This is a genomic window from Exiguobacterium sp. K1, assembly GCF_033721435.1.
Classification (GTDB): domain Bacteria; phylum Bacillota; class Bacilli; order Exiguobacteriales; family Exiguobacteriaceae; genus Exiguobacterium_A; species Exiguobacterium_A artemiae.
Window position 1 is genome coordinate 146,701 of sequence record NZ_JAOTIT010000002.1, and the last position, 22,335, is coordinate 169,035.

The 22,335-nt window shown below is 49.3% G+C and carries 19 protein-coding genes; 7 read left to right on the plus strand and 12 right to left on the minus strand.

Annotation, left to right across the window (positions count from 1 at the left end; genetic code table 11):
• The first annotated feature begins 20 nt into the window (after nt 1-20).
• Together N7U64_RS06115 and N7U64_RS06120 are read left to right on the plus strand one after the other, a co-directional pair.
• A complete protein-coding gene (locus N7U64_RS06115; RefSeq protein ID WP_012371349.1) occupies nt 21-761 on the plus strand; it encodes an SGNH/GDSL hydrolase family protein in 741 nt (246 codons plus the stop codon).
• Nucleotides 762-1,121: 360 nt separating this feature from the next.
• Nucleotides 1,122-1,589 (plus strand): hypothetical protein, encoded by a 468-nt coding sequence (locus N7U64_RS06120; protein WP_214765886.1) that lies wholly within the window; start codon nt 1,122-1,124, stop codon nt 1,587-1,589.
• A 61-nt stretch (nt 1,590-1,650) separates the two neighbouring features.
• Here the strand turns inward: N7U64_RS06120 and N7U64_RS06125 are convergent, their stop codons facing one another.
• Together N7U64_RS06125 and N7U64_RS06130 are read right to left on the minus strand one after the other, a co-directional pair.
• Complete coding sequence (locus N7U64_RS06125; RefSeq protein ID WP_318928873.1) at nt 1,651-2,250, minus strand: alpha/beta hydrolase; 600 nt, start codon at nt 2,248-2,250, stop codon at nt 1,651-1,653.
• Complete coding sequence (locus N7U64_RS06130; protein ID WP_318928874.1) at nt 2,247-3,185, minus strand: ring-cleaving dioxygenase; 939 nt, start codon at nt 3,183-3,185, stop codon at nt 2,247-2,249. The genes N7U64_RS06125 and N7U64_RS06130 overlap by 4 nt, the downstream gene beginning before the upstream one ends.
• Nucleotides 3,186-3,364: 179 nt before the next feature.
• Between N7U64_RS06130 and N7U64_RS06135 the strand changes: the two genes are divergently transcribed.
• The 3 genes from N7U64_RS06135 to N7U64_RS06145 all read left to right on the plus strand — a co-directional run bounded on the left by N7U64_RS06135 (nt 3,365) and on the right by N7U64_RS06145 (nt 5,948).
• Nucleotides 3,365-4,258 carry an ABC transporter ATP-binding protein gene (locus tag N7U64_RS06135; protein ID WP_012371353.1) on the plus strand — a complete coding sequence of 298 codons (894 nt, stop codon included), beginning with the start codon at nt 3,365-3,367 and terminating at the stop codon, nt 4,256-4,258.
• The gene (locus N7U64_RS06140) at nt 4,248-5,450 is read left to right on the plus strand and encodes an ABC transporter permease (RefSeq protein WP_214849610.1); all 1,203 of its coding nucleotides are present in this window, start codon (nt 4,248-4,250) and stop codon (nt 5,448-5,450) included. The genes N7U64_RS06135 and N7U64_RS06140 overlap by 11 nt, the downstream gene beginning before the upstream one ends.
• 66 nt (nt 5,451-5,516) lie before the next feature.
• Nucleotides 5,517-5,948 (plus strand): hypothetical protein, encoded by a 432-nt coding sequence (locus tag N7U64_RS06145; RefSeq protein ID WP_012371355.1) that lies wholly within the window; start codon nt 5,517-5,519, stop codon nt 5,946-5,948.
• 107 nt (nt 5,949-6,055) lie between these two features.
• Here N7U64_RS06145 and N7U64_RS06150 read toward each other — a convergent pair whose 3' ends face one another.
• From N7U64_RS06150 to N7U64_RS06185, 8 genes are all read right to left on the minus strand, one after another.
• Entirely contained in the window at nt 6,056-6,685 is a 630-nt protein-coding gene (locus N7U64_RS06150) for a helix-turn-helix domain-containing protein (RefSeq protein WP_012371356.1), read from the minus strand.
• Nucleotides 6,686-6,710: 25 nt separating this feature from the next.
• A complete protein-coding gene (locus N7U64_RS06155; protein WP_318928875.1) occupies nt 6,711-8,645 on the minus strand; it encodes an ABC transporter permease in 1,935 nt (644 codons plus the stop codon).
• Entirely contained in the window at nt 8,611-9,375 is a 765-nt protein-coding gene (locus N7U64_RS06160) for an ABC transporter ATP-binding protein (RefSeq protein ID WP_214765902.1), read from the minus strand. The genes N7U64_RS06155 and N7U64_RS06160 overlap by 35 nt, the downstream gene beginning before the upstream one ends.
• Nucleotides 9,368-10,360 (minus strand): sensor histidine kinase, encoded by a 993-nt coding sequence (locus tag N7U64_RS06165; RefSeq protein WP_214765904.1) that lies wholly within the window; start codon nt 10,358-10,360, stop codon nt 9,368-9,370. Before N7U64_RS06165 ends, N7U64_RS06160 begins: the two co-directional genes overlap by 8 nt.
• Nucleotides 10,357-11,043: a response regulator transcription factor gene (locus N7U64_RS06170; protein ID WP_290827721.1), complete on the minus strand. Its 687-nt coding sequence runs from the start codon at nt 11,041-11,043 to the stop codon at nt 10,357-10,359. Before N7U64_RS06170 ends, N7U64_RS06165 begins: the two co-directional genes overlap by 4 nt.
• A gap of 82 nt (nt 11,044-11,125) precedes the next feature.
• Nucleotides 11,126-13,042, minus strand: coding sequence for an ABC transporter permease (locus N7U64_RS06175; protein WP_318928876.1), 1,917 nt, complete (start codon nt 13,040-13,042; stop codon nt 11,126-11,128).
• The gene (locus tag N7U64_RS06180; protein ID WP_318928877.1) at nt 13,029-13,790 is read right to left on the minus strand and encodes an ABC transporter ATP-binding protein; all 762 of its coding nucleotides are present in this window, start codon (nt 13,788-13,790) and stop codon (nt 13,029-13,031) included. Before N7U64_RS06180 ends, N7U64_RS06175 begins: the two co-directional genes overlap by 14 nt.
• A 165-nt stretch (nt 13,791-13,955) precedes the next feature.
• Nucleotides 13,956-14,459: a PTS glucose transporter subunit IIA gene (locus tag N7U64_RS06185; RefSeq protein WP_012371363.1), complete on the minus strand. Its 504-nt coding sequence runs from the start codon at nt 14,457-14,459 to the stop codon at nt 13,956-13,958.
• 174 nt (nt 14,460-14,633) lie between these two features.
• On the opposite strand from N7U64_RS06185, the gene N7U64_RS06190 reads away from it, so the two are divergent.
• A complete protein-coding gene (locus N7U64_RS06190) occupies nt 14,634-16,340 on the plus strand; it encodes a M3 family oligoendopeptidase (RefSeq protein ID WP_318928878.1) in 1,707 nt (568 codons plus the stop codon).
• Nucleotides 16,341-16,445: 105 nt separating this feature from the next.
• On the opposite strand, the gene N7U64_RS06195 is transcribed toward N7U64_RS06190, so the two are convergent.
• Together N7U64_RS06195 and N7U64_RS06200 are read right to left on the minus strand one after the other, a co-directional pair.
• On the minus strand, nt 16,446-19,247 hold the full coding sequence (locus N7U64_RS06195) for a bifunctional diguanylate cyclase/phosphodiesterase (protein WP_318928879.1): 2,802 nt from the start codon (nt 19,245-19,247) through the stop codon (nt 16,446-16,448).
• Between the two features lie 138 nt (nt 19,248-19,385).
• Entirely contained in the window at nt 19,386-19,808 is a 423-nt protein-coding gene (locus N7U64_RS06200) for a CBS domain-containing protein (RefSeq protein WP_012371366.1), read from the minus strand.
• Between the two features lie 176 nt (nt 19,809-19,984).
• Here N7U64_RS06200 and N7U64_RS06205 point away from each other — a divergent pair, with 176 nt between their 5' ends.
• Complete coding sequence (locus N7U64_RS06205; RefSeq protein ID WP_290827731.1) at nt 19,985-22,228, plus strand: methyl-accepting chemotaxis protein; 2,244 nt, start codon at nt 19,985-19,987, stop codon at nt 22,226-22,228.
• Nucleotides 22,229-22,335 lie beyond the last annotated feature (107 nt).

Sequence of the window (22,335 nt, forward strand, 5' to 3'; positions counted from 1 at the left end):
TCGAAAGGAACGATTGTTTTATGAAAAAAGCACTAGTCATTCTCTCGATCGTCGCCAACGTCGTCCTCCTCGCGTTATTACTCGGACGTAAACCGATCGAGTTATTCGAGCAGGCCTTTCCTGCGACGAACACACAGCCTATTTCGACATTCCAATATACGAAAAATCCGAACTACGTCCGCTTGAATAGTCTTTTCCATACTTATCAATACCCAAAATCACCGAATTCTGTCATGCTCGGTGACTCGATGACGAATTTTGGTGATTGGCGGATCCTGCTCAATGATCCGACAATTGTCAATTTCGGAATTCCCGGTGATACGACGGAAGGCTTTCTGACCCGCCTCGACCTGATTGTCGAGATGAAACCGAAACGTGTTTTCCTGATGGGCGGCATCAACGACATCCGGCACTTCACCCCGATTCCGACGATCACGGAAAACATGACGACAATCGTGACGACACTGCGAAAAAATAACATTGATGTCGTCATTCAGTCAACGTTACCCGTCGCACCCAAGTACTCCGATTCGGTCCGTGTCAATCGTGACGTCGAAGCCTTGAACCGGAATCTCGAGCAGCTTGCCAAATCAGCCGGTGTTCCGTTTGTCGATTTACGTCCGGAGTTGACGAATCAACAGGGTTATCTTCAAAACCGGATGACGTACGACGGACTCCATCTGGTCGGCGGCGGCTACCTGCGATGGAGTGATGCGTTAAAACCATTTGCGGAACGGATTCAGATTACGGAAAACAAATGAACGTCGAAAAAAGGAGACTGCGTTTTTTACGGAGTCTCCTTTTTTCGACGTTCATCTACGCGGTGACAGGCACCGTGTCATCAGTCTTCCTGGTTTTTAACACCCATGTACGCGGCGACGCTCGATGCTGAAAATACAGCAATCGCGACGATACCGATTGCAATCCATACGACTTGATCCATCATTTCTCCCCCTTGTATGTAACCGTTCACTTTCTTTTTTTAGCGTACACGAAATTCGTCAAGAAAGAAACACATTTTCTATGTCTAACGACTGGACGTTTCGGGAAAAAGTAACTATAGTAGAAGGACAACTATAAATTGTCAGAAAATTCGATATTTTAACGAGGAGGTGATTCTGATGTCAACCCCAATCCTAAAACCCCGACTCCAGATGAAGCAACGAAGTATAGTCAACTTTAGTTATTGGTTCGTCATCGGTCTCATTGGATGGACGATGCTCAGTTTCGTAACCGGACTTCGCGATCGACTGGCGAGCCTCCCCATCTACGAAAGCATTCCGCTTGTGTTGGCTGTCCTCTTGACTACCGGTGTCCTGTTAAAAATGGCCCGGGATGAATGGTGGATCCGGTACCTCAATCGTCAAACCCAGTTTTACATCGGTCATGAAACCGTCGTGACTTGGTGCCTCATCATCGACAGCATGTGGTTGATCCGTAAACCGATGCGCCGTGAACTCCGTCACCTCTACCGACACATCACCCGAACGAAAACTTCACCAGAAGCCATCGAGACACTTGCGAACGAACTTGTCGAACGTGGTATCCTCATCGTCTATTCCCGTCCTAAGAGTGACCATCCTGCTTGAATGGAAAAAGAGCATGGAAAATCAGGACACGCTTCCTGGATTCCATGCTCTTTTTCTATGATTATTTTTGGGCAAGCCAACTTGCTGCTGCTTCAATCGTCGGCATGATGAGCTGATGACCATGGTTCGACCAGGTCACATCGACCGTAGCCCCTGCCTGTTCGAAAATCACTTTTAAATCTTCCGTCTCCGAAGCCGGACAAATCGGATCATTGGTTCCGGCTCCGATAAAGACGCGAACTTGTGACGAATCCGGTAACGTCACGCCGCGACGCGGGACCATCGGATGCAACAAGATCGCCTGTTCAAACAACCGTTCTTCAAACATCATATTCGCCGCGATATTCGCACCGTTCGAATAACCGACCGGGATGACGTCTTGAAGGGAAAAACCGGAAGTACGGCTTGTCTCTTTCACGAAATCAATCAGACGGGCTGTCCGCAAAGCGAGATCCTCTTCATCAAAGACACCTTCCGCCAATCGTTTAAAGAACCGCGGCATCCCGTTTTCTGTCACTTCGCCCCGGATCGACAGATAACCGGCCTCCGGATCGAGGAGTCGGACGAGCCCGACTAAATCCTGTTCAGTTCCGCCTGTTCCGTGTAATAAAAGAAAAATCGGTGCGCCCGGTCGTTTCGCCGGTTCAAATAAATGAATCATACAAGTCTCCCCTTTGGTAGTGTAATTGGTGCGACATGTCCCTCGATCGTCGCCCGGTGTGCTTCAAACTGTTCCGGTAATTTCAAATCTTCTCCAAGCAGCTCAAACGCTTCGTCGACCGTAAATCCCGGATTGTCCGTTGCGATTTCATGCAGAATCCGCCCCCGGTCGTGGAAGTAGATCGATGTAAAGTAATTACGGTCCTTCACTTCCGTCGTCATCAATCCGAATGCATTGATTTGTTTCATCCAGTCCAGTTGTTCGGTCTGGTCGTCGGCCCGCCACGCAATATGGTGGACTGTGCCGGCACCCGGACGGCCGACCGGTACGTTCGTATGCAAAATATCGATGGTATTGCCGAACTCGCCTTCCGCTGTATAGCGGTCCATCGTCTCGGAGCGTTTCGCAATCGTTAATCCGAATGCTTCCGTCAAAAGACGTGCCGTATCGGCCGGATCACGCGACAACAACGTCGCACCGGCAAATCCTTTGATCGCGACATCCGTCGAGATCCCGTCGATTTCAAAGCGACTGTTCGGACCTTTGCTTCGTTCAACCAACTCAATCTGTAATCCGTGCGGATCTTGGAAAACAAGCTGCTTTTCTCCGAAGCGTTCTGCTTCTTCGAACGTCACTAACTTTTCCGTTAAACGGTTTTTCCAAAAGTCATAGCTGCCTGTCGGAATCGCATATGCCGTCGTTCCGACTTGACCCGCTCCGACTTTCCCCTGCTGCATGCCTTCAAACGGGAAAAAAGTGATGATTGTTCCAGGTTTACCCGATTCATTGCCGAAATAAAAGTGATAGGTTCCCGGATCGTCAAAGTTGACCGTTTTCTTGACGAAACGCAGACCAAGCGTCGTACCGTAAAAATCAAGATTTTCCTGTGGATTACCGACCATTGCTGAAATGTGATGAATGCCTTTCGTTTTCATATTCGTTCACGCTCCCTTCTCTTCATTTCCTTTAACACAATAATAGTAACTCATTTACTAAAAGTAAATCATTATGCTTAAACATCTCTTTTTTGGAACCTTTCTTCCATTTACCCGTAAGAATAAGAGATACTTCAACTGGACCATGCACTTTATCTGAATGAAGGAGGACTGATTCCATGCTTGAAATTAAAGCCATCACGAAACGATTCGGGTCGTTCACAGCGGTCGACGATTTATCATTCGAAGTGCCGGAAGGACAGATTTTCGGATTACTTGGAGCGAACGGAGCCGGAAAAACAACGACGTTCCGGATGTTGCTCGGTTTATTGCAACCGACGGAAGGGTCGATCACGTGGAAAGGACAACCGATTCCTTTATCAAAAATCGGTTACCTTCCTGAGGAACGTGGCTTGTATCCGAAAATCCGGGTCGATGAACAATTGATTTTTTTAGCTGAACTCCGCGACATGAAACGAAAAGATGCCAAAGCCTCTTTACTCGAATGGCTCAACTACTTCCAGATTCCGCAGTACGAAAAGATGCGGGTCGAACAATTATCAAAAGGAAATCAGCAAAAAATCCAGCTGATTTCTGCCGTCCTACATAAACCCGACTTATTAATCCTCGACGAACCGTTCAGCGGACTTGATCCCGTCAACGTCGAACAGTTGAAAAAAGCGGTCCGGAAACTGACGGCAGAAGGCACGACGATCGTCTTCTCAAGCCACCGGATGGATCATGTCGAGGAACTGTGTGAACATGTCGCCATTCTCGATCACGGGAAACCGGTTGTCGCCGGGTATCTTCCGGAGATCAAGGCAGGATACGGCAAGACACGTGTCTTATTGACGACCGATGCGCCTGCCCTGCTTTGGGATGCACTGCCGGGCATTCTTCAAGTCGAATCGGACGGAACCGGCCACAGCTTACAAGTCGAGTCAAAAGAGGCGGCCGACTTGCTGCTCCGTCATTTGATTACAGAAGGATTCCATGTCGAGCGATTCGTATGGGATCAATTATCCCTGCAAGACATCTTCATCGAGGAGGTTGGAAAACGTTATGAACCGTAAATTCCTGACATTGTATCGTTTCAGTCTGTTTCAAAAATTACGGGCGAAAAGTTTTCTGATTTCGACCGTCCTGATGGTCGTGTTCCTTGTCGGATTCAGCAACATCGAGCGGATCATCGACTGGTTCTCGGGAGACGATCCTAAAATCGCGGTCGTCAGCTCGCTTGAAGCTCCGATCGTTCCGGTTCTAAAAGAAGTCGGCATCAAAACAAAGATCACCGAAAAAGATTATTCCCTGAAGCAGGCACGACAAGTCGTCGACAAAGGGACGTATGACGCAGTCGCTTTGTTGTCCGACGATCCGTACCGGGTGACGTTAATCAGTGCCAGTCCGGAACAGGAGTTGCAGACACAACTGTCGACTGCTTTAAAACAAGTCCGTGACCAGACGATCATTACGGACGCCGACGTCGATCCGGCTTTACTGGCTTCGCTTGCCGCTCCGATCGACGTGAAACAGGAATTGACATCAACCGGCGGTAAAAGCGAGGACGAATTATTCGCCGCGTCAGCTCTCGTCTATGTGTTGCTGTTTCTGATGTACTTTACGATTGCCATCTACGGCGGCATGATCGTGACGGAAATCGCCAATGAAAAATCATCACGTGTCATGGAACTGCTGATTTCCGCCGCCAGTCCGATTCAGCATATGTTGGCGAAAATCACGTCAATCGCCACCGTCAGTCTGATTCAATTGTCGTTACTCGTCGGAGTCGGCTATTACAGCGCTCAGAGCAGCAGCCTGTTTGATCAGCTGTCGCTTGATTCCCTGAGTGTCAAGACGATTGTTTACCTGTTCGTCTTTTTCCTGCTCGGTTATCTGCTGTATGCGACGCTCCTCGCCGCACTCGGTTCGCTCGTCAGCCGGGTCGAAGATGCCCAACAGGTCACCCTACCGGTCATCATGTTGATCGTCGCTGCTTTCACGGTGTCGATTTTCAGCCTGAACGCTCCGACGAACCAGGCCGTCGTCATTCTGTCATTCGTGCCGTTCTTTACCCCGATGCTGATGTTCCTACGCGTCATGCTGACGGAAGTCCCGGTCTGGCAAGTCGCGTTATCACTCATCCTGATGGTGATCAGCATCGCACTCGCCCTGTTCGTCGGAACACGATTCTACCGCGGGGGTGTCCTCTTTTACGGATCAAATCCGCTGAAGCAATTGCGCCGTATTTTAGGCGGACGCCAGTAGTAGTTTACAAGACGAACCGTTTCCGCTATCGTTAGGTGAGAAAAAGCCTTGAGGAGGAATTACGTTATGCGGTCTCGTTTTTGGGCAGCGATTTTATTCACAGCTGCCGCCATCGTCTCGTCCCTTGTCATGTTCACGAAATTTCCACAAGCAAGTGAGACATGGAAGCTGGTCCTCGCTTACGGCGGAGTGACATTCATCGTCAGTTTATTTTATTGGTCTTTCGTCGCTGTACGGATCCAGTCCTCGCGTTTATTCGGAAGCTGGATCGGCGTCTTTATCGGCGGAACGACGGTTTTACTCGTTTGTGTCGCTCGTTTCCTGATTCGGGGAGACTTCATGATGATTTTAAAATGGCAGGCCATGCTCGGCAGTCTGACTTTAAACTTCGGCTATGTCGGCTGGGTGCTTGTCATCGCAAATGCCATCATCGGTTTCTTGATTGGACGGACACGACAAAAGGGACGCCGGGCTCCACGTCCTGCGCCACAGCGTTAATCGTTAAAAAAACATCACCGGCTTTAGCGTCGGTGTACACAAAAGAGGAAAACGGACATTTGATCCGTCTTCCTCTTTTTGTTTGGCTGAACATCAATTCCGGTCGTTCATTTGCGGTGATAACGTGTTCGGTCAATCTTTCGGCTGAACTCCGTATAACAATCGGTTGTCGTCGTCTCAGTGTCTTCCGTCAGACGGTTGAGGTATTCATCGAGTTGAAGCATCGTCGGGAGTTTGTCGGCAAACAGTTCAAACGTCTCTGCCGCGTCTTCCCGTTGCAATTCCCCCGCCTCCATGACCGCCTCCACCAGCTCATGAAAAATCCGTTGTTCCGTGGCACTCATCGTCTGTTCAATCCGTTTGACGTCCTCATCATACATCAAATCAAACAGGCGCATCCGTTCTTCCAGCTGCTGTTCAATCATCGTTTCGTCTTGTCCCATTGTCTGTTCATACGCCAATCGCATTTCTTCAAGCGGCGTTTTTTCCTGCATGACGAATTTTAAGGACTCCCCGGTCCAGATATGCCGTGCCAGATAACTGGAATCGATATGCAGGGCTTCCGCCAAGGATTCGATATAAGCTTTTGTCGGATACACTTCGCTGAGTTCCGTCCGGCGGATGAAATAGGGAGCGACCCCGAGATTGTCCGCCAACTGGTCGATTGAGATTCCGGCGCGTTCCCGTAAGATTCGGATGCGGTCACCGTATCCCCGGTAAGGTGAATGGTCCAGCATGTTACCCCTCCTCGCTATGCTATTATCATACCCTCGAATCCGGTATCGGATACATCGAACTTTCGCACGATTTTTTTAATAAATAACGCGGATAGCGGGCCCATAACGGCAGGATACTGATGAAATAACAGCCGGTGACGATTCCGATCCAGGTGAAGGACAACGGAAGAAACGGACCGATCTCGAGTCCCCCTTCCGATATGATGACTTGAAAGAGTAACCAGGCATGAAAAATCGAAATAAAGTACGGAACCATCAACACCGTACCGTATTTGATGAACAGGAAACGGCGAATGCTCTCTTTACTGAAACCAAGCGCAAACAGGGTCTTCAGCCGTTTTTGTTCACGCTCCGCCGTCATCTGCATCCAGACGTGCAGGAAGCTTGCATTGATGACAAACAGCCAGATTGTCAACAGGATGACGACAAACGAGACAAGACGAATGATCCGGATCCCGTCCAGTTTATCTTCCGTCTCATTGATCAATTGATAAGGAACCGATGCTTTTTTACCGAGCTCCGTTTTCGATTGGATGTCCCGGACAATCGACATCCAACTTGTCCAACGCTCTGTCCCGTAATCGGCGTACGAGGGTGTATCAAAGACACGGATCCGGGCGACCGGACGATTCATCGTAGCAAACACCCGGTCACTGACGACGAACAATGTTTTAATCCGGTCGTTGTATCCGAATAACAGACCGTGCTCCGCCATTGGTTCCAGCTGATAGCCAGCTTGCTTCATTTCCGTTTTTGCTTTTTTCATCGTCGGTGTGACTTCCTCGACTTGAACCGGGCGGGCCGGAATCATAAACGTCTGTTTGTCCGTCAACAACGTCCGTTGCTCGTAACCCAAATGCTTCATCAGCTGATTGTAGTCCGACAACGGAATCACGTACCGGCTCTTCCCGCCTTTGAGCCGGACATCCTGCCGGTATTTATCCGGAAACGCTTTTGTCATCGTCCGTTCCAGAGTCTCCAGACGACCGGACGGAACAGACGATTCCTCGTAATAGACCAGTCCGAACTGATTGTCAGACGAGAGGTCAAACCCGATCATTTGAAAGATAAAGATCAGACCGACAGCCGTTAAGGCACAGGAGGTCAAAATCGTCCCCAAGGCAACCAGTGTACTGTTCGTCCGTAATTGAACCGCGATTTCCGAGACGATTAACTTGCGTAACGACAACCGGCGGGGCCGGTAGAGTTTGAGCGCGACCGGAATGACGTGGCGGCAGAAAAAGAACGAACCGACGAAGATGATGAAGGGAAAGACAAATAGAAAGTTATCCTGCCGCGTCAATGCCATGAAATAGCCGTAAAACAGGATCAGTACGGCCGTTCCCTGCATCGCAAGACCGAATCGGACACGAAGCCGGGAACGAGTCCGGACAGGTCGGTCCGGACGGAATCTATAAATCGCGAGGACCGTCGCAATCAACAACGTCAACATCGCTCCTGCAATCAATACTAAAAAAGAAAGAACGGAAAGCTCAATCGTCAGGCGCGGTAAGAACATGACTTTTTCAATCGAAAGTAACATCAGCTTCGTCAGGACAACGCCGAGCGTGATGCCGCCCATAATCGCGAGCCCGCCGACAATCAGGATTTCAATCATAAAATATTTCAGAAAATGTGAAAATCCGCTTCCAAGCGTCCGCATGATCCGTAAGTCGTTTTTCCGGTGCTCGAGCATCGTATAGGTCGTCGAATAGATGAATAAAATACTGAAAAACAGAATGATGACTTCGGCAATGAACACAAAGATCATCGTAAATTCAATGACCTGATTCAATTGGCTCAGGACTTTGGCGATGTTCTGAAACGATTCACTGACGACGAGATTCCAGTAACTGGTCGCAATCGTCATCGCGACGATGATCGTTAACGCATAGCCATAATAAAGACGTTGATAACGTCTGATGTTACGTAGGGCGTATTGCAGATAAGTGATGTTCATCCCCTCCTAATAACGAGAGCGATTCGATGACACGCTGGAAAAAGACCCGGCGCGGTTCATCGCGGAACAGTTCCGTCTGAATGCTGCCGTCCTTCAGAAACAGGACATGATTGCAATACGAGGCGACCGTCGGATCATGGGTGACGATGACCATCGTCATACCGGCTGCATTCAGTTCTGCCAGCAACTCCATGACGTGTTTCGTCGCCTGAAAATCAAGTGCCCCCGTCGGTTCGTCGGCGAGCATCAGACGCGGTGCGTGAATTAAAGCCCGTCCGATGGCCGTCCGTTGCCGTTGCCCGCCCGAGACCTCGTCGACCTGTTTATCAAGCAACTCATCAATCTGTAACCGTTTTGCGAGATGCTGCATCTCTTCCCGGGCTTCCTTCGTTTTTTTACCGCTGAGCATCAAAGGAACAAGCATATTCTCAGCTACCGTCAACGAATCAAGCAGGTTGAATTCCTGAAAGATGATTCCGAGCGTCTCGCGCCGGAAGCGGGTTGTTTCTTTCCGTTTGAACGTCGCCGTATCGATGCCTTGAATCAAAATCGAGCCCCAACTCGGCTGATCCAGTGTCGCAAGCAGATTGATCAAGGTCGACTTGCCGCTGCCGGACGGTCCCATGACGGCGACCATCTCCCCTTCTTCCACACGAAAATTGATGTCGGTCAACGGCTGTTCCGTCACTTTTCCGGGATAGACTTTTCCTAACTGTTTGACTTCAATCATCTTGTTTCCCTCCTACGAGCGTCAGACGACAGGTCGTCCCGACCCCTTCCGTGCTGTCGAGTTCAATGGTATGACCGAGCTTCAGGCAAATCTGACTGACGAAGTACAATCCCATTCCGGTTGATTCGCCGTAACGCCGGCCGTTTTCCCCGGTGAAGAAGGCGTTGAAGACACGCGGCAGATCGCGTTTCGGTATGCCGACGCCGTCATCTTCAATCGTCAGCACGATTTTCCCCGCTTGTTCGACGGCACGGATATAGACTTCATGTCCGTGACCGGCCGTGTATTTGACGGCATTCGTCAGCAACTGCAGGACCACAAAACGGAACCACTTGGAGTCGGTATAGATATACAGCTCCGGTGCAAGCTCAAGCTTCGGATACACTTTATTTTTGACGAACAGCCGTTTTTCCTGATTGATGATGCCCGTCACTAACGTCCGCAGATTTAGCCGTTCCGCCTTTAAGTCCGTCTCGATCGCTTCGAGACGCGATGAATACAACATCTGATCCAGTCCGATCCGCAGCCGGTCGACTTCATGGCGTAAGTCCGCCTGGAACTGTTCGCCCGGATGTTCCAGAATCAACTCGATGACCGACAACGGCGTCTTCATTTGATGAATCCATTGGTCGACATACCGGTGCCGTTCCTTTTCCTTCCGTCGTTCAGCAAACAAGCTGTTCCGAAAGACGGTCTGTTGGCGTTCCAAGAAGTGCTCGACGGCTGCTGCCAGCGGTTCGTCACTGTCGGCCCGGATCGGTTCCGCAACCGACTCAATCGGTGTCTGCAATCGTTTGAGCAACGGTAACATACTGAAGAAACGGTAACTTAAATAAATCAGCAAGGCGATTGCATTTAAGAGCGCGATGTAAAAAAAGGCTGCCGGACGATACAGATCGTATAACCACAGGATAAGAAACAAGGCTACCATCTGCCCACTGAAGAACAGAACCCCCGGAATCGCATGTTTGAAGAAAAGTCTCATTTGTCGAGGACCAATTTGTAGCCGACTCCCCGAACCGTCTCAAGACCCCCGATGCCGATTTCCGCCAACCGTTTCCGGACACGGGTGATGTTGACGTTCAGGGTATTTTCATCGACGAACGCTTCATCATCCCAAATCCGTTCCAGCAAGTCACCCCGACTGACGATCCGCGGGCTCACCGTCAACAACATCTCTAAAATCAGTCCTTCTTTTTTCGACAGCTCGATCGATCGGTCCTCGTGCTCGACGATATACCGGTCCAAATACAACGTCAGTCCGGCACGACTGACCGTCCGCTCGTCACTTTCCTGCGACAATGTCCCGTAAGCGCGTCGAATCTGACTTTTGATTTTCGCGATAACGACGGCTCCCTGGAACGGCTTGACGATGTAATCATCCGCGCCGTATTCGAGTGCCATGACTTGATCCATCTCCCCGACCCGGGCCGAGATGAACAGAATCGGTGCCCGCGTCTTCATTCGGAGCTGGCGGCACCAGTAAAACCCGTCAAACTTCGGTAAATTGACATCAAGCAGGATGACGTCCGGTTGCGTTTCTTCAAATCGAGCGACGACGTCTCCTAATCCATCTTCATGAATGACGTTAAAATCATACCGTTCCAACAATTCTTTTAATAACAGTGCAATTTGTTGATCGTCTTCTACCAATAAAATCGTTTCCATCTGCAGATTCAACTCCTTCTTCTTCCATGATACCGAACAAAAAATGGACTGGAAACGATTAATCGTCTCCTGTCCATTTACATTAGATGACAATCCGTCGATAGGCGCGTACCGTGACGAGATAGTACACGAGATAAACGACGGTATAACAACCGATTGCAAGCGACATCGGTAACCGCAAATCATAATTTAATAACTTTTCCAGGACCTGCATCGCAAACAGGCTGTGGACAAGACCGAGCAGATACGGCAGGACGAACATGAATCCGACTGATTGCCGGATGATACCGGTCTGTTCTTGCTGATCGACGCCGATTTTTTGGATGATCGTAAACCGTTGTTTCGATTCTTCCGCCTCTGCGAGCATCTTAAAGTAGATGATGGATCCCGTCGCCAGTAAAAAGACGAGTCCGAGGAATCCGGCGGCAAAAGCAAGCAGACCTGTCGTCGCTGTCGTCATGGCATAGACCGGATAATAAGCGGCCATCTCCGTCTCCGTTTTTTTGCCGTACAATTGCTCCAGTCGGTCGATCAGTCCGTCATCTGAACGTTCGTCCGAGAACTGATAGTTTGTCAGCATCGCTGCTTTTTCCGGCATCATGGCAAAGACATCATCCGAAACGGCAAAAGCCAGCCGTTTTTTCGCATAGAGTTGAGTGATTGGTAAATCCGTCGCACCGGTAATCCGAAAGGACGAGTGATCGTCTTTAAACGTCACGCCCACCGGTGACTTGACCGATTCCTTCAGCAAATCGTTCCCTTTGAACGTCTCAAGCACGATTGCTTCACCGGCTCCCGGTTCCGGCAACTGCTTCTTCCCGTTGCTTTTGGCCAACTTCTGATAGTCGGAATAACTGATGTAGCTGAACTGTCCCGGCTCGCCGTCAAATCCGAATGTCTGATAGGACATCGTAAACGACAACGGATTTGGTAACTCCTTCAATGGATGATTCACCGTTTTGACGTTGACCATCGTCCGCGATTCAATCGTTTGGTCGGATGACCGAATTAATTTTTCGGCTGCCTGTTGCTGGCTTGCAATCGATAAACTGTACGGCATCTGTTCCTCGACTGTCCGGTCAATATAATAATAGATTGACGTCGCGGTTCCGACCGTCGTCAAGGTGACGGCCGTGATGACGGTAATCGTCGACAACATGACGGCATTCGATTTAATCCGCGACAGCAACTGTCCGTGTAAGATCAGGTTCGTACCGCGATAATGGCGACCACGTTTGCTGAGGAGACGGAGTAAAAAAATCGTGAAATAGCTCATCGTACCGAACGTTCCGACGATGATGCAGAGCATCAAGACCGGCGCAACGATCGTAAAGTGTGCGAGCAACGGTTCCCCGGTCAAATAATACCCGACACCAATCAACAGGATGGAAACAAGAGCCAGGACCGGATGGACTTTCGGAATCGTTTCGACCTGCTGTTTCGCCTTAAACAACTCGATCAGGGTAAATCGATAAATCGTCCGGGCTGACCGGAGCGCAATCACAAGGAAGATTGTCAAAAAGACGACAACCGTCTGACCGATTGCTCCGGCATTGATGGAGAAATCGGATTCAATCGTCATTCCCATAACGTAGGCCAACAGTTGGACAAAGTATTTTGAGGCAATCGTTCCGAGTGAAACACCGATTAATAGACCGATCAGTCCGTACCCCATCGTCTCAAGAAACAGCAACTTGGCAATTTGCCGGCGTTCGAGACCTAGCAGTGCATACAGCCCGATTTCCTGTTTTCGGCGCCGCAGGAAAAAATCACTCGAATACCAGATGAAGACGGCGGAAAAAAGAGCCAGGATGACGCTTGAACCGGTAAAGACCGTCCCGAGTTTCCCGTATAGTTCATTGGCTTGTAACATCGCCTCATTGGAACGGATGGCTAAAAACGTGTAATAAATCAAAATCGCGAACGTAACTGCGCCGAGATACATCATGTTCTGCCGGATGTTTTTTAAATTCCGGAAAGCTAACTTAAACAAGTTCACGGACCGCACCTCCGAGTTCACGTTGGACTTCCATGATCTGTTCGAAAAACTCCTTGCGTGTCCCGAACTGGTGAATTTCCCGGAACAACTCTCCGTCTTTGACGAACAGCACCCGTTCCGCGTACGATGCGGTCACCGGATCGTGGGTCACCATTAAAATCGTTGCACCCTGTTCATTCAAGCCGACCATGGCTTCAAGCAGACCGGTCGCTGATTTCGAGTCGAGTGCTCCGGTCGGCTCATCCGCCAAGATCAGTGACGGCTGATGAACGATGGCGCGTGCAGCAGCTGTCCGTTGCTTTTGACCTCCCGACAGTTCAGACGGCCGTTTTGCGAGCAGATCCTCAATTCCAAGCTCCCGGGCGACGGATGTGACTCGAACGAGAATATCGGCTTTCGGCATGTGTTGTAACGCCAGCGGTAAGGCAATGTTTTCTTCGACCGTCATCGTGTCGAGCAGGTTAAAGTCCTGAAAAATAAATCCGAGCTGTTCCCGCCGAAACCGGGCCAACTGTTTTTCTTTCATCCCCGTCACGTCTTTTCCATTGATATGAATTGTCCCGTCCGTCGGTTGGTCAATGGTCGACAACAAATTTAATAAGGTCGACTTCCCTGCGCCTGACGGTCCCATGATACTGACGAACTCTGCGTCGTGAATCGTCAGTGTCGTCGGTCGGAGCGCCTCGTGCCGTGCGTTTTTCGTATGGTAGACTTTCGTGATCTGTTCTGCGTGTAAGATGGCTTTCATGATGTGTTTCCTCCCGTATTCTTAATCTTGCTGTCAGTATACCGGGCAATCCGTCTTTCAAAGAATCGGTCAGACTTTCATTCATCTTACAAAATAGTAAGTTCGGGTAGGAGACAACAAAAAAAGTCCCTTCGTCTAAGACGAGGGGACGTATTCGTTATATGATTATTTATGTGTTGCTTTGAAGAGTTCTGTTTCGCCTGCGACAACAGATGTTCCTTCAGCCGGTACTGCAGAAAGTGTAAATTGATCGTGGTTTGTCACGATGATTGGTGTGATTGTAGATGGTGCGTTTGCACGGATGAATTCGAGATCAAACTCAACGAGGACGTCACCGGCTTTAACTTTATCGCCAGACTGAACGTGTGCCGTGAAGCCTTCACCTTTAAGGTTAACTGTGTCTAATCCAACGTGGATCAACAACTCAAGACCATCTTCGCCTTTAAGACCAATTGCGTGTTTTGTAGGGAAGATTGTTTCGACCGTTGCGTTGATTGGTGAAACGACTTTACCTTCCGTCGGCTCGATTGCGATACCGTCACCCATCATTTTTTGCGAGAAAACTTGATCAGGTACGTTCTCGATGCTGACGATTTTACCTGTAAGGGCAGAAGCGATTTTTGTGTTTCCTGCGTCATTACCACCAAACAATTTTTTAAAGAATCCCATGATACTATCCCTCTACTTTCTCGATCGTTTTCTTCTTAAAGAAGATTCGATTTTTTTATAGGAGCCAGTTAAATGCAAACTCGCTCACGTTCTCACAAAAAGCATACGTTTGTAACTCTGGTTTTGCAAGTATTTTTGTGTGATAATAGTTAGAAATCACAAGGAGGCGCTTACATGTTAACATTTTCAGAACTTACATATGTCCGTCCTGACCTGAACGTCCTTGAAACTTCTATGCATGCTGCTATCGATCGCTTGCGTGAAGCAACAGATGTCGATACAGCAAACAATGCCATCTCTGAGATTAATACCCTTAGAAATCAATTTGAAACAGCCAGTCAGTTGGTGGAGATCCGTCATACGATCGATACGCGTGACGGTTTCTACGAAACAGAACAGGGTTTCTTTGACGAAGCCGGTCCGGTTTACCAAGGATACGTCTCGAGTTATTATCAGGCACTGACGACTCATCCTCTCCGTTCTTCGCTCGAATTGACGTGGGGCAAACAGCTTTTCTTACTTGCGGAAGCCAGTCTGAAAACATTCTCTGACGAAATCATTCCGAAACTCCAGGAAGAAAATCGCCTGGCCAGTGAATATACGAAACTGATGTCGGCGGCGCAAATCGAATTCGACGGCAAGACACTAAACTTGTCCCAGTTCGGTCCCTATCTCCAGTCAGCTGACCGAACTGTCCGAAAAGCTGCTTCCGAAGCACGCTACGGCTATTTAAAAGAACACGGTGACGCCATCGATACGATTTACGACAAACTTGTCCATGTCCGGACCGATATCGCGAAGACACTTGGTTTCCCGTCGTTCGTCGAACTCGGCTATGCCCGGATGTTGCGTGTCGATTACGATCAATCGATGGTCGAAAACTACCGTCAACAAATTCTCGAGACGATCGTCCCGATTGCGACATCCCTCAAAGAACGCCAGCAGCGCCGGATCGGCGTCGATTCCCTCTACTATTACGATGAAGGATTTGCTTTTAAAACCGGCAACGCGACACCGCAGGGCGAAGAAGCATTCATCATCGAAGGCGGGAAAAAGATGTACCGTGATATGTCACCGGAGACAAATGAGTTCTTTGAATACATGCTTGAACGCGGCGCGCTCGACTTGACGGCGAAACCGGGTAAAGCAGGCGGCGGCTATTGCACGTACATCGCGGACGAAAAACTCCCATTCATCTTCTCGAACTTCAACGGAACGGCCGGTGACATCGATGTCCTGACACACGAAGTCGGACACGCGTTCCAGGTCTACGAAAGCCGTCACTTCACCGTGCCGGAATACGGGTTCCCGACGTATGAAGCCTGTGAAATCCACTCGATGTCGATGGAATACTTTGCTTATCCGTGGATGGAAGAATTCTTCGGCGATCAGACGGCCAAGTACAAGTTCAGTCACCTTGCCGGTGGCGTGACGTTCCTGCCTTACGGAGTCGCCATCGATGAGTTCCAACACGTCATCTACAATCAACCGGAGCTGACACCGGCTGAACGCCGGACGGCATGGCGCGACATTGAGAAGAAATACCTGCCGCACCGGAATTATGAAGAAAATGATTACCTGGATTCAGGCGCTTGGTGGCATCAACAAGGCCACGTTTTCGGTAGCCCGTTCTACTATATCGATTACACGCTGGCGCAAGTCTGTGCCTTCCAGTTCTATGCCTGGATGGAGCAAGACCGGGAAGCCGCCTGGAAATCGTATCTTGAACTCTGTAAAGCGGGTGGATCGGAAAGCTTCCTGACACTCGTGGAACGTGCCGGACTGAAATCTCCGTTCGCTCCGGGAACCGTCGGGGCAGCCGTCGAACCGATCAAAGCCTATTTATCGGAAACGGATGATCTCGCACTCGATCGTGTTTGATTAATTCGCCGGCAAGACGTTCTGATTCCATTAAAAAAGTGACCGCTCCCGACACCAGTCGGGAAGCGGTCACTTTTCGTATGCAGATGATATCGGATGAATGGATCATCCGGATTGTTTAATATCTTCTTGATAACGGTCATACCAGATTTCGAATTCATCAGCCGGAATCGGACGAGAGTAATAGAACCCTTGACCATACTCACAATCGAGCTTTCGTAAGTTCTCTCCCTGTTCGGCCTGTTCAATCCCTTCCGCCACGACATCATACTTTAACGTATGGGCGAGTCGGATGATTGTCTCGATTAACGGAGCATTTGAACAGGCATCCGTTCCACTGATGAACGAACGGTCAATCTTCAGTCGTTGAATCGGCAAACGGCTCAAATACGACAGCGAGGAATAGCCGGTTCCGAAGTCGTCAATCGCCAGCCGGTAACCGAGTCGATTCAGTGTCTGCAAGGCATCAAAGACGCGCGTATCGGAAAAAACACCAAATGATTCGGTAATTTCCAGCTCCATCCGTTGTTCAATCCCGGGATAACGTTCCCGGACATCCGTCAACAACTCGACGATCCGGCCGGAGACCAGTTCTTTGACGGATAGATTGGCGGACACACGAAGTGACTCAAGCGGTGTCCCTTCCCATCGTCTGACCTGATTGACGGATTCCTGGACCACCCACATTCCGATTTCTTCAATCAGCATCGACCGTTCGGCAATCGGGATGAAGACAGCCGGACTGATCATCCCACGCTCGGGATGGAACCAGCGCAACAAGGCTTCGCATCCGTCGACCGTTTTGGTTTTCAGATTGACTTGCGGCTGATAAAACAGTTGCAGTTCGTTCCGGGCAATCGCTTCCCGCAACTCGGCTTCGAGAACGACGGATTCCCGGTATTCTTCACTCATCCAGGACTCAAACCAGATCGGTCCACCGGTCTGTTCCCGTTTCGCATGCTGCATCGCGATGTCGACGGAAGACAGCAACGACGTCACCGCGACCGCATCATCCGGATAACGGACCATACTCATACTGATACTGACATCGATTTTTTCACCGTCGATCCGGTAAGGACGTTCCAAAATCGTTTTCAGATCGCGGTAATCAACGATCTCCTGTTGGAAAATCAGGACGGCAAACTCATCGCCGCCAATCCGGGCTGCTGAACCTGTCCCGATGAAATGGTGACGCAAGCGGTTTGCCAGTTCTTTTAGGATTTGATCACCGGCACTGTGTCCGTAGATATCGTTGATCCGTCTGAACTGCCGGACGCCGATCGTCACCAGTTCTCCCGGTTGCGGCGCAGCGATGGCTTCCTCCATCTTTTGCTCAAACCCGTTCCGGTTCAACAAAGAGGTCAACACATCAAACAGGGCCAGTTGCGTGATCTTTTCTTCGCGCTTAAATTGATCGGTCTCATCATGACAGGTCAGATAAAGTGCCGTTCCGTTGCCGTTTTTCGAAGGAACATGAATGATGTTGACGAACATGTTCCGAATGTCCTGCTTGAAAATCATCTGGCAACGGATGGTCTGGCTGTACCCGTCGATTGCCCGGTTGAGGGCCCGGCGGACACGGTTTAAATCTGCCGGATGAATCAGTTCCTCGATTGTCATCAATTCAGACGACTGGGCCAACTGTTTGAAACGGTCATTTCCGCTGAGCAGTTGAAAATCAGAGGAGAGTGCAACAATCGGATTCGTATTTTGAGAAAATAAGGATTCGATTTCTGCTTTCTTCTGTTTGATTTCCATCGTTTTTTTATCGTTATAATCGAGTAATCCGGAAATGATCGTCGTCATCGTCCGGAACGCTTCAACGACCGGATGGAAGTCATTTAACTCCGGCACCTGATGATGCGACTGTTTCGGACCTTCCGCAAAAAAGTCGGCTTCCGCCTGCAAAATATGTAAGTCCTTTCGGAATGCCCGCAACAGGGATAAGGTCAGCCAAAGCAGAAGCAGAATCACACAGCACGTCGCAATGAACATCAGCCAGGCATTTCGGATCAACGTATTTCCATGATCCGTCATTTCGGTCTGAACATCGGCAATCCCTTGATCAAACGACCGGTACATACTGGTTTGATACCGCTTTGCCACTTCGTCCATCGTTCCGTATTGTTTCAGTTCCGGTTGATTGATGGTCGCATCGATCATTCGTAAATAGGCGTACATCTGATTGCTCATCACCGAGATATCCCGGCGAAGCTCTTCATCTTCCGGCCGCATCGTTGCGTAGAAGGACTGGATCAAAGCGTTGTTCCGTGAGTTCAGCTCCTGGCGTGTCTGACGAAGGCGCAACAGATCAATCGAGTTCAATTGATTCTCCCGGTTAATGCTCACTAAAAACTGTCCCGCCCGGCCAAGCTCTTCCTGCATCAAAAAGAGATTCGAGAAAAACGTGTAATAAGTCCCGGTCTCGCCGCTCAAATACAGTTGGTTGAACAGGACTTCGCTTTTATAGGCAGTCGCCGCTTGAAAAAATTGATGCTCCGACTGATATCCGCCGGTCTGCAGCCGGTTGATTTCAGTCAGGAGTTCTTTTTGGGCCGGTCCCTCCATCTTGAGATCTTTGATCTGCCGGTCAAGTGCCGTCAGTTCCGTTTTCGTTTGTTGCCACGTCTCGGTCCGTGTCGCAACGGCATCTCCCGTCGTTTCACTTAAGGTGAGGTAATACTCATTCGTCACATCCCGTTCGACCTGATTGAGTCGTTCAAAAATATCCATCATCTCGCTTGAGCGTTTGAACTGATATCCTTCTTCCAGATTCTTTACCAGTTGTTGCGTCGCGATCAACAACGCTAACAGACCGATAACTGAAATCATCCATGAGAACGTTTTGTAGTAGGAGCGTTTTCGGAATGCTTCTACGATGGAGACTGGTGATAAACGTCGCAACACATCGTCCTCCCTAACTTGTCATTATGTTTCTATATCGTCTTGTCGGGCCGGTTCGTGAAGTCAAAAGCAGTTAAAAAGGGTCAATAAAAAGCACTTCTTCCCACTTTTCGTGAAAATCAGTGCTTTTTATACTAGATTTTAGTATTGAACGTTCTCGCGTGCCACTTTTTTAGCAAAATAGTCAATGATGTCACGGCGACGAATGATGCCGATAAAGTGTTTCCCGTCATCGATGACCGGTACGAAATTTTGATCGGTGATGACTTCAATCATCTCTTCCATCTGTGCTGTGATCGAGACCGGTTTGTACCGGACACGCTGTTTGATATCCGTTAAACGGGTTTGCAGGACATGATCGTAATCCGCATGTTCAAGATTTTTTTCAAGTGCCCACAGGACATCCCCTTCCGTCAGGGTTCCTGCATATTTTCCTTTGTCATCAACGAGTGGGACCGATGTGAATCGATGATGTTTCATCTTTTCAAGTGCTTGTCTGACCGTTGATTCAGGATCTAAGTATTTCACTTCGTCTTTTGGTAATAAGAAAAAAGCAATATTCATGTTCGTTCCTCCCTAGCCACTCTGTGACACCGCTTCTATTTTATCATGAACTCAGGTTTCGTTCAGTTCCCAAATCATGAAAATCTCCCCACAATTCCTTCATATTTAGTACTACCCTTCCGATAATCAGAATAGACAGATTTTAAAGACTATTTAAAAAGATAGGAGAATTACATATGCGTCTTCCAATCACACGCCGGCTTTTCATCGGGTTAATTTTACTGCCCGCTCTCACGTTAGGAGTCTCGACCTGGTTTTCATATAATCAGACGAGTCAGACTGTCGAACGGTTGGTCGATTCGACCTCCCAAACGGCCTTAAAACAGCTTGAGCAATCCTTCTCCCGTATCATCGATGACACAAAAAAAGATACGACCCTGTTGGCCGGTCTCCCGTTTAACCGGACGAACGGACAACTGCCGAGTTACATAAGCAATACACCGGAACCGGGAGCGGAACTCCCGTCCCAAAAAGCAAAAGACATCTACAGCGTCCTTGAGAAATACGGTTCATCAAAAATCGAAAATTCCTTTGTTCAGTATGCGGATACCAAGGGCGGTTATTTAAACTGGCCGAAACAGGAAGCCGCGTCGGGGTACGACCCCCGTCAGGACGTCTGGTACAAACAGGCGTTGGAAAATTCGAGTACGGTCGCGATGAGTGAACCGTACTATGATCAAGCAACGAAGCTTTCGGTCATTGGTTTTTCAAAAGCAGCGCTCGATGATCAGGCGAATATCAAAGGTGTCTTATCCGTCTATAAAAGTGTCGACCGGTTATCGGAAGACATGAAACGGATTGAAATCGGTCAAAAAGGATTTGTTTTCAGTTATACAAAAGACGGTCAGATCGTCACGCATCCGAATAAAAACTATTTCTTTAAGAAAGTCGACCAGTTACGCGAAGATGGAAAAGCGTATTTCGAAGCCCCTAAACAAATGATCAGCCAAGAATCCGGTTCGACGATCATGGAGGTCGGCGGAAAAAAATCCGTCGTCATCTGGCAACTGTCCTCGAAGACGGGCTTTAAACTGGCGGTCGTTCTCGATTATGCCTCGTTGTATGCCCCTAAAGACGCAATGCTGACACAATCGTTGATCAACTTCGTCATTGCAATCGCCTTGGCGACTTTAATCGCCTGGCTCATCGGCCGTTCCATCAATCGGCCGTTAGCCGGTCTTCGCCGTGAGGCGTTAGCCATCGCAAGCGGTGATTTACGCACAACGAACCGCCCGAAACGCTGGATTCGCGATGAACTGTCGGATCTCGGCGAAAACTTTGACGCCATGCGCCAAAAGCTCCGGCAAACAATTACAGCGATGACCGAGTCCGCCGGCACCGTCCGGGATGCTTCGCACGATTTATCGTCAAATGCCGTTCATGTTCAAAATGCATCGGTTCAAATCGGACAGACAATGGAAGAAATTGCTGCTGCCGGCGAAACGCAGACGAAACAAGCGGAACGCTCTTCTCATGCGGTTTACGGCGTCAAAGAACGATCGATTGCGATGCAGACCGCTGCTACCGAAACGCTGACCGAAGTCGCATCCGTCGCCTCTGCCGCGACACGCGGCAGTCGCCTGACGAAACAGACCATCACGGATCTGTTGCAGCATTCTGATTCATTGGAACAGGAGATTCAAAATACATCCGACTTCCTCGGCAAACGTTCTGAAGAAATCGGCAAGATTCTTGGAACGTTACAGGCCATCTCCAGTCAAACCAATCTCTTGGCTTTAAACGCGGCCATCGAGGCGGCACGTGTCGGGGAACAGGGACGCGGGTTTGCCGTCGTCGCGAGCGAAGTACGGAAACTGGCCGAAGAAAGTGATCAGTCCGCAAAACAAATCAAACAGTTACTCGATAATATCCAACACGAAACGCAGACAGCAATGGGTGCGATGAACGGCGTCATGGATGACTTAAAACAATCGCTTGAATCGGTCAAAACGACCGGGGTCGATTTCGAACAGATTGCCGGATCCGTCCAGCATGTCTCGAACCGGACAGAATCTTTGACGGGAGATATCAGTGCCCTGACTCATGCGACCGAAGAGGTATCTGACGCGATGGGAACGATTCTTGCCTTGACGGAAGAAAATGCTGCCGGTATCGAGACGAGTGCCGCAAGCATCCAGGAAACAAATGCGACGATCGAAGCCGTCACGACAGCAGCGGCTCATCTCGCGCAAATCGCAACGGAACTCCATGCCTTGACCGTCGACTTCCAAGTCGATGAACCGATTGACGGGGACGAACTTCTCCCTCCGGCTGAAACATCTGAACCACTCGTACACGACTTGTCTTACGACGAAGTGGCGGCTTCACTCGATGAACATACTGAACCCGAGCAAACGTCAAAGGACGATGAATCGGCTGATTCGGCTGACTCAGACTCTTCTGACGATGCTCCCCGGTAAACGATTTTCCTTCCAACTCAAAAGACATCAACCGCCTGAACAAACGGGCCGTTGATGTCTTTTGTTTTTTAAAATGTCTTCTCGGCTTCAAATGATTCTTGCTATAC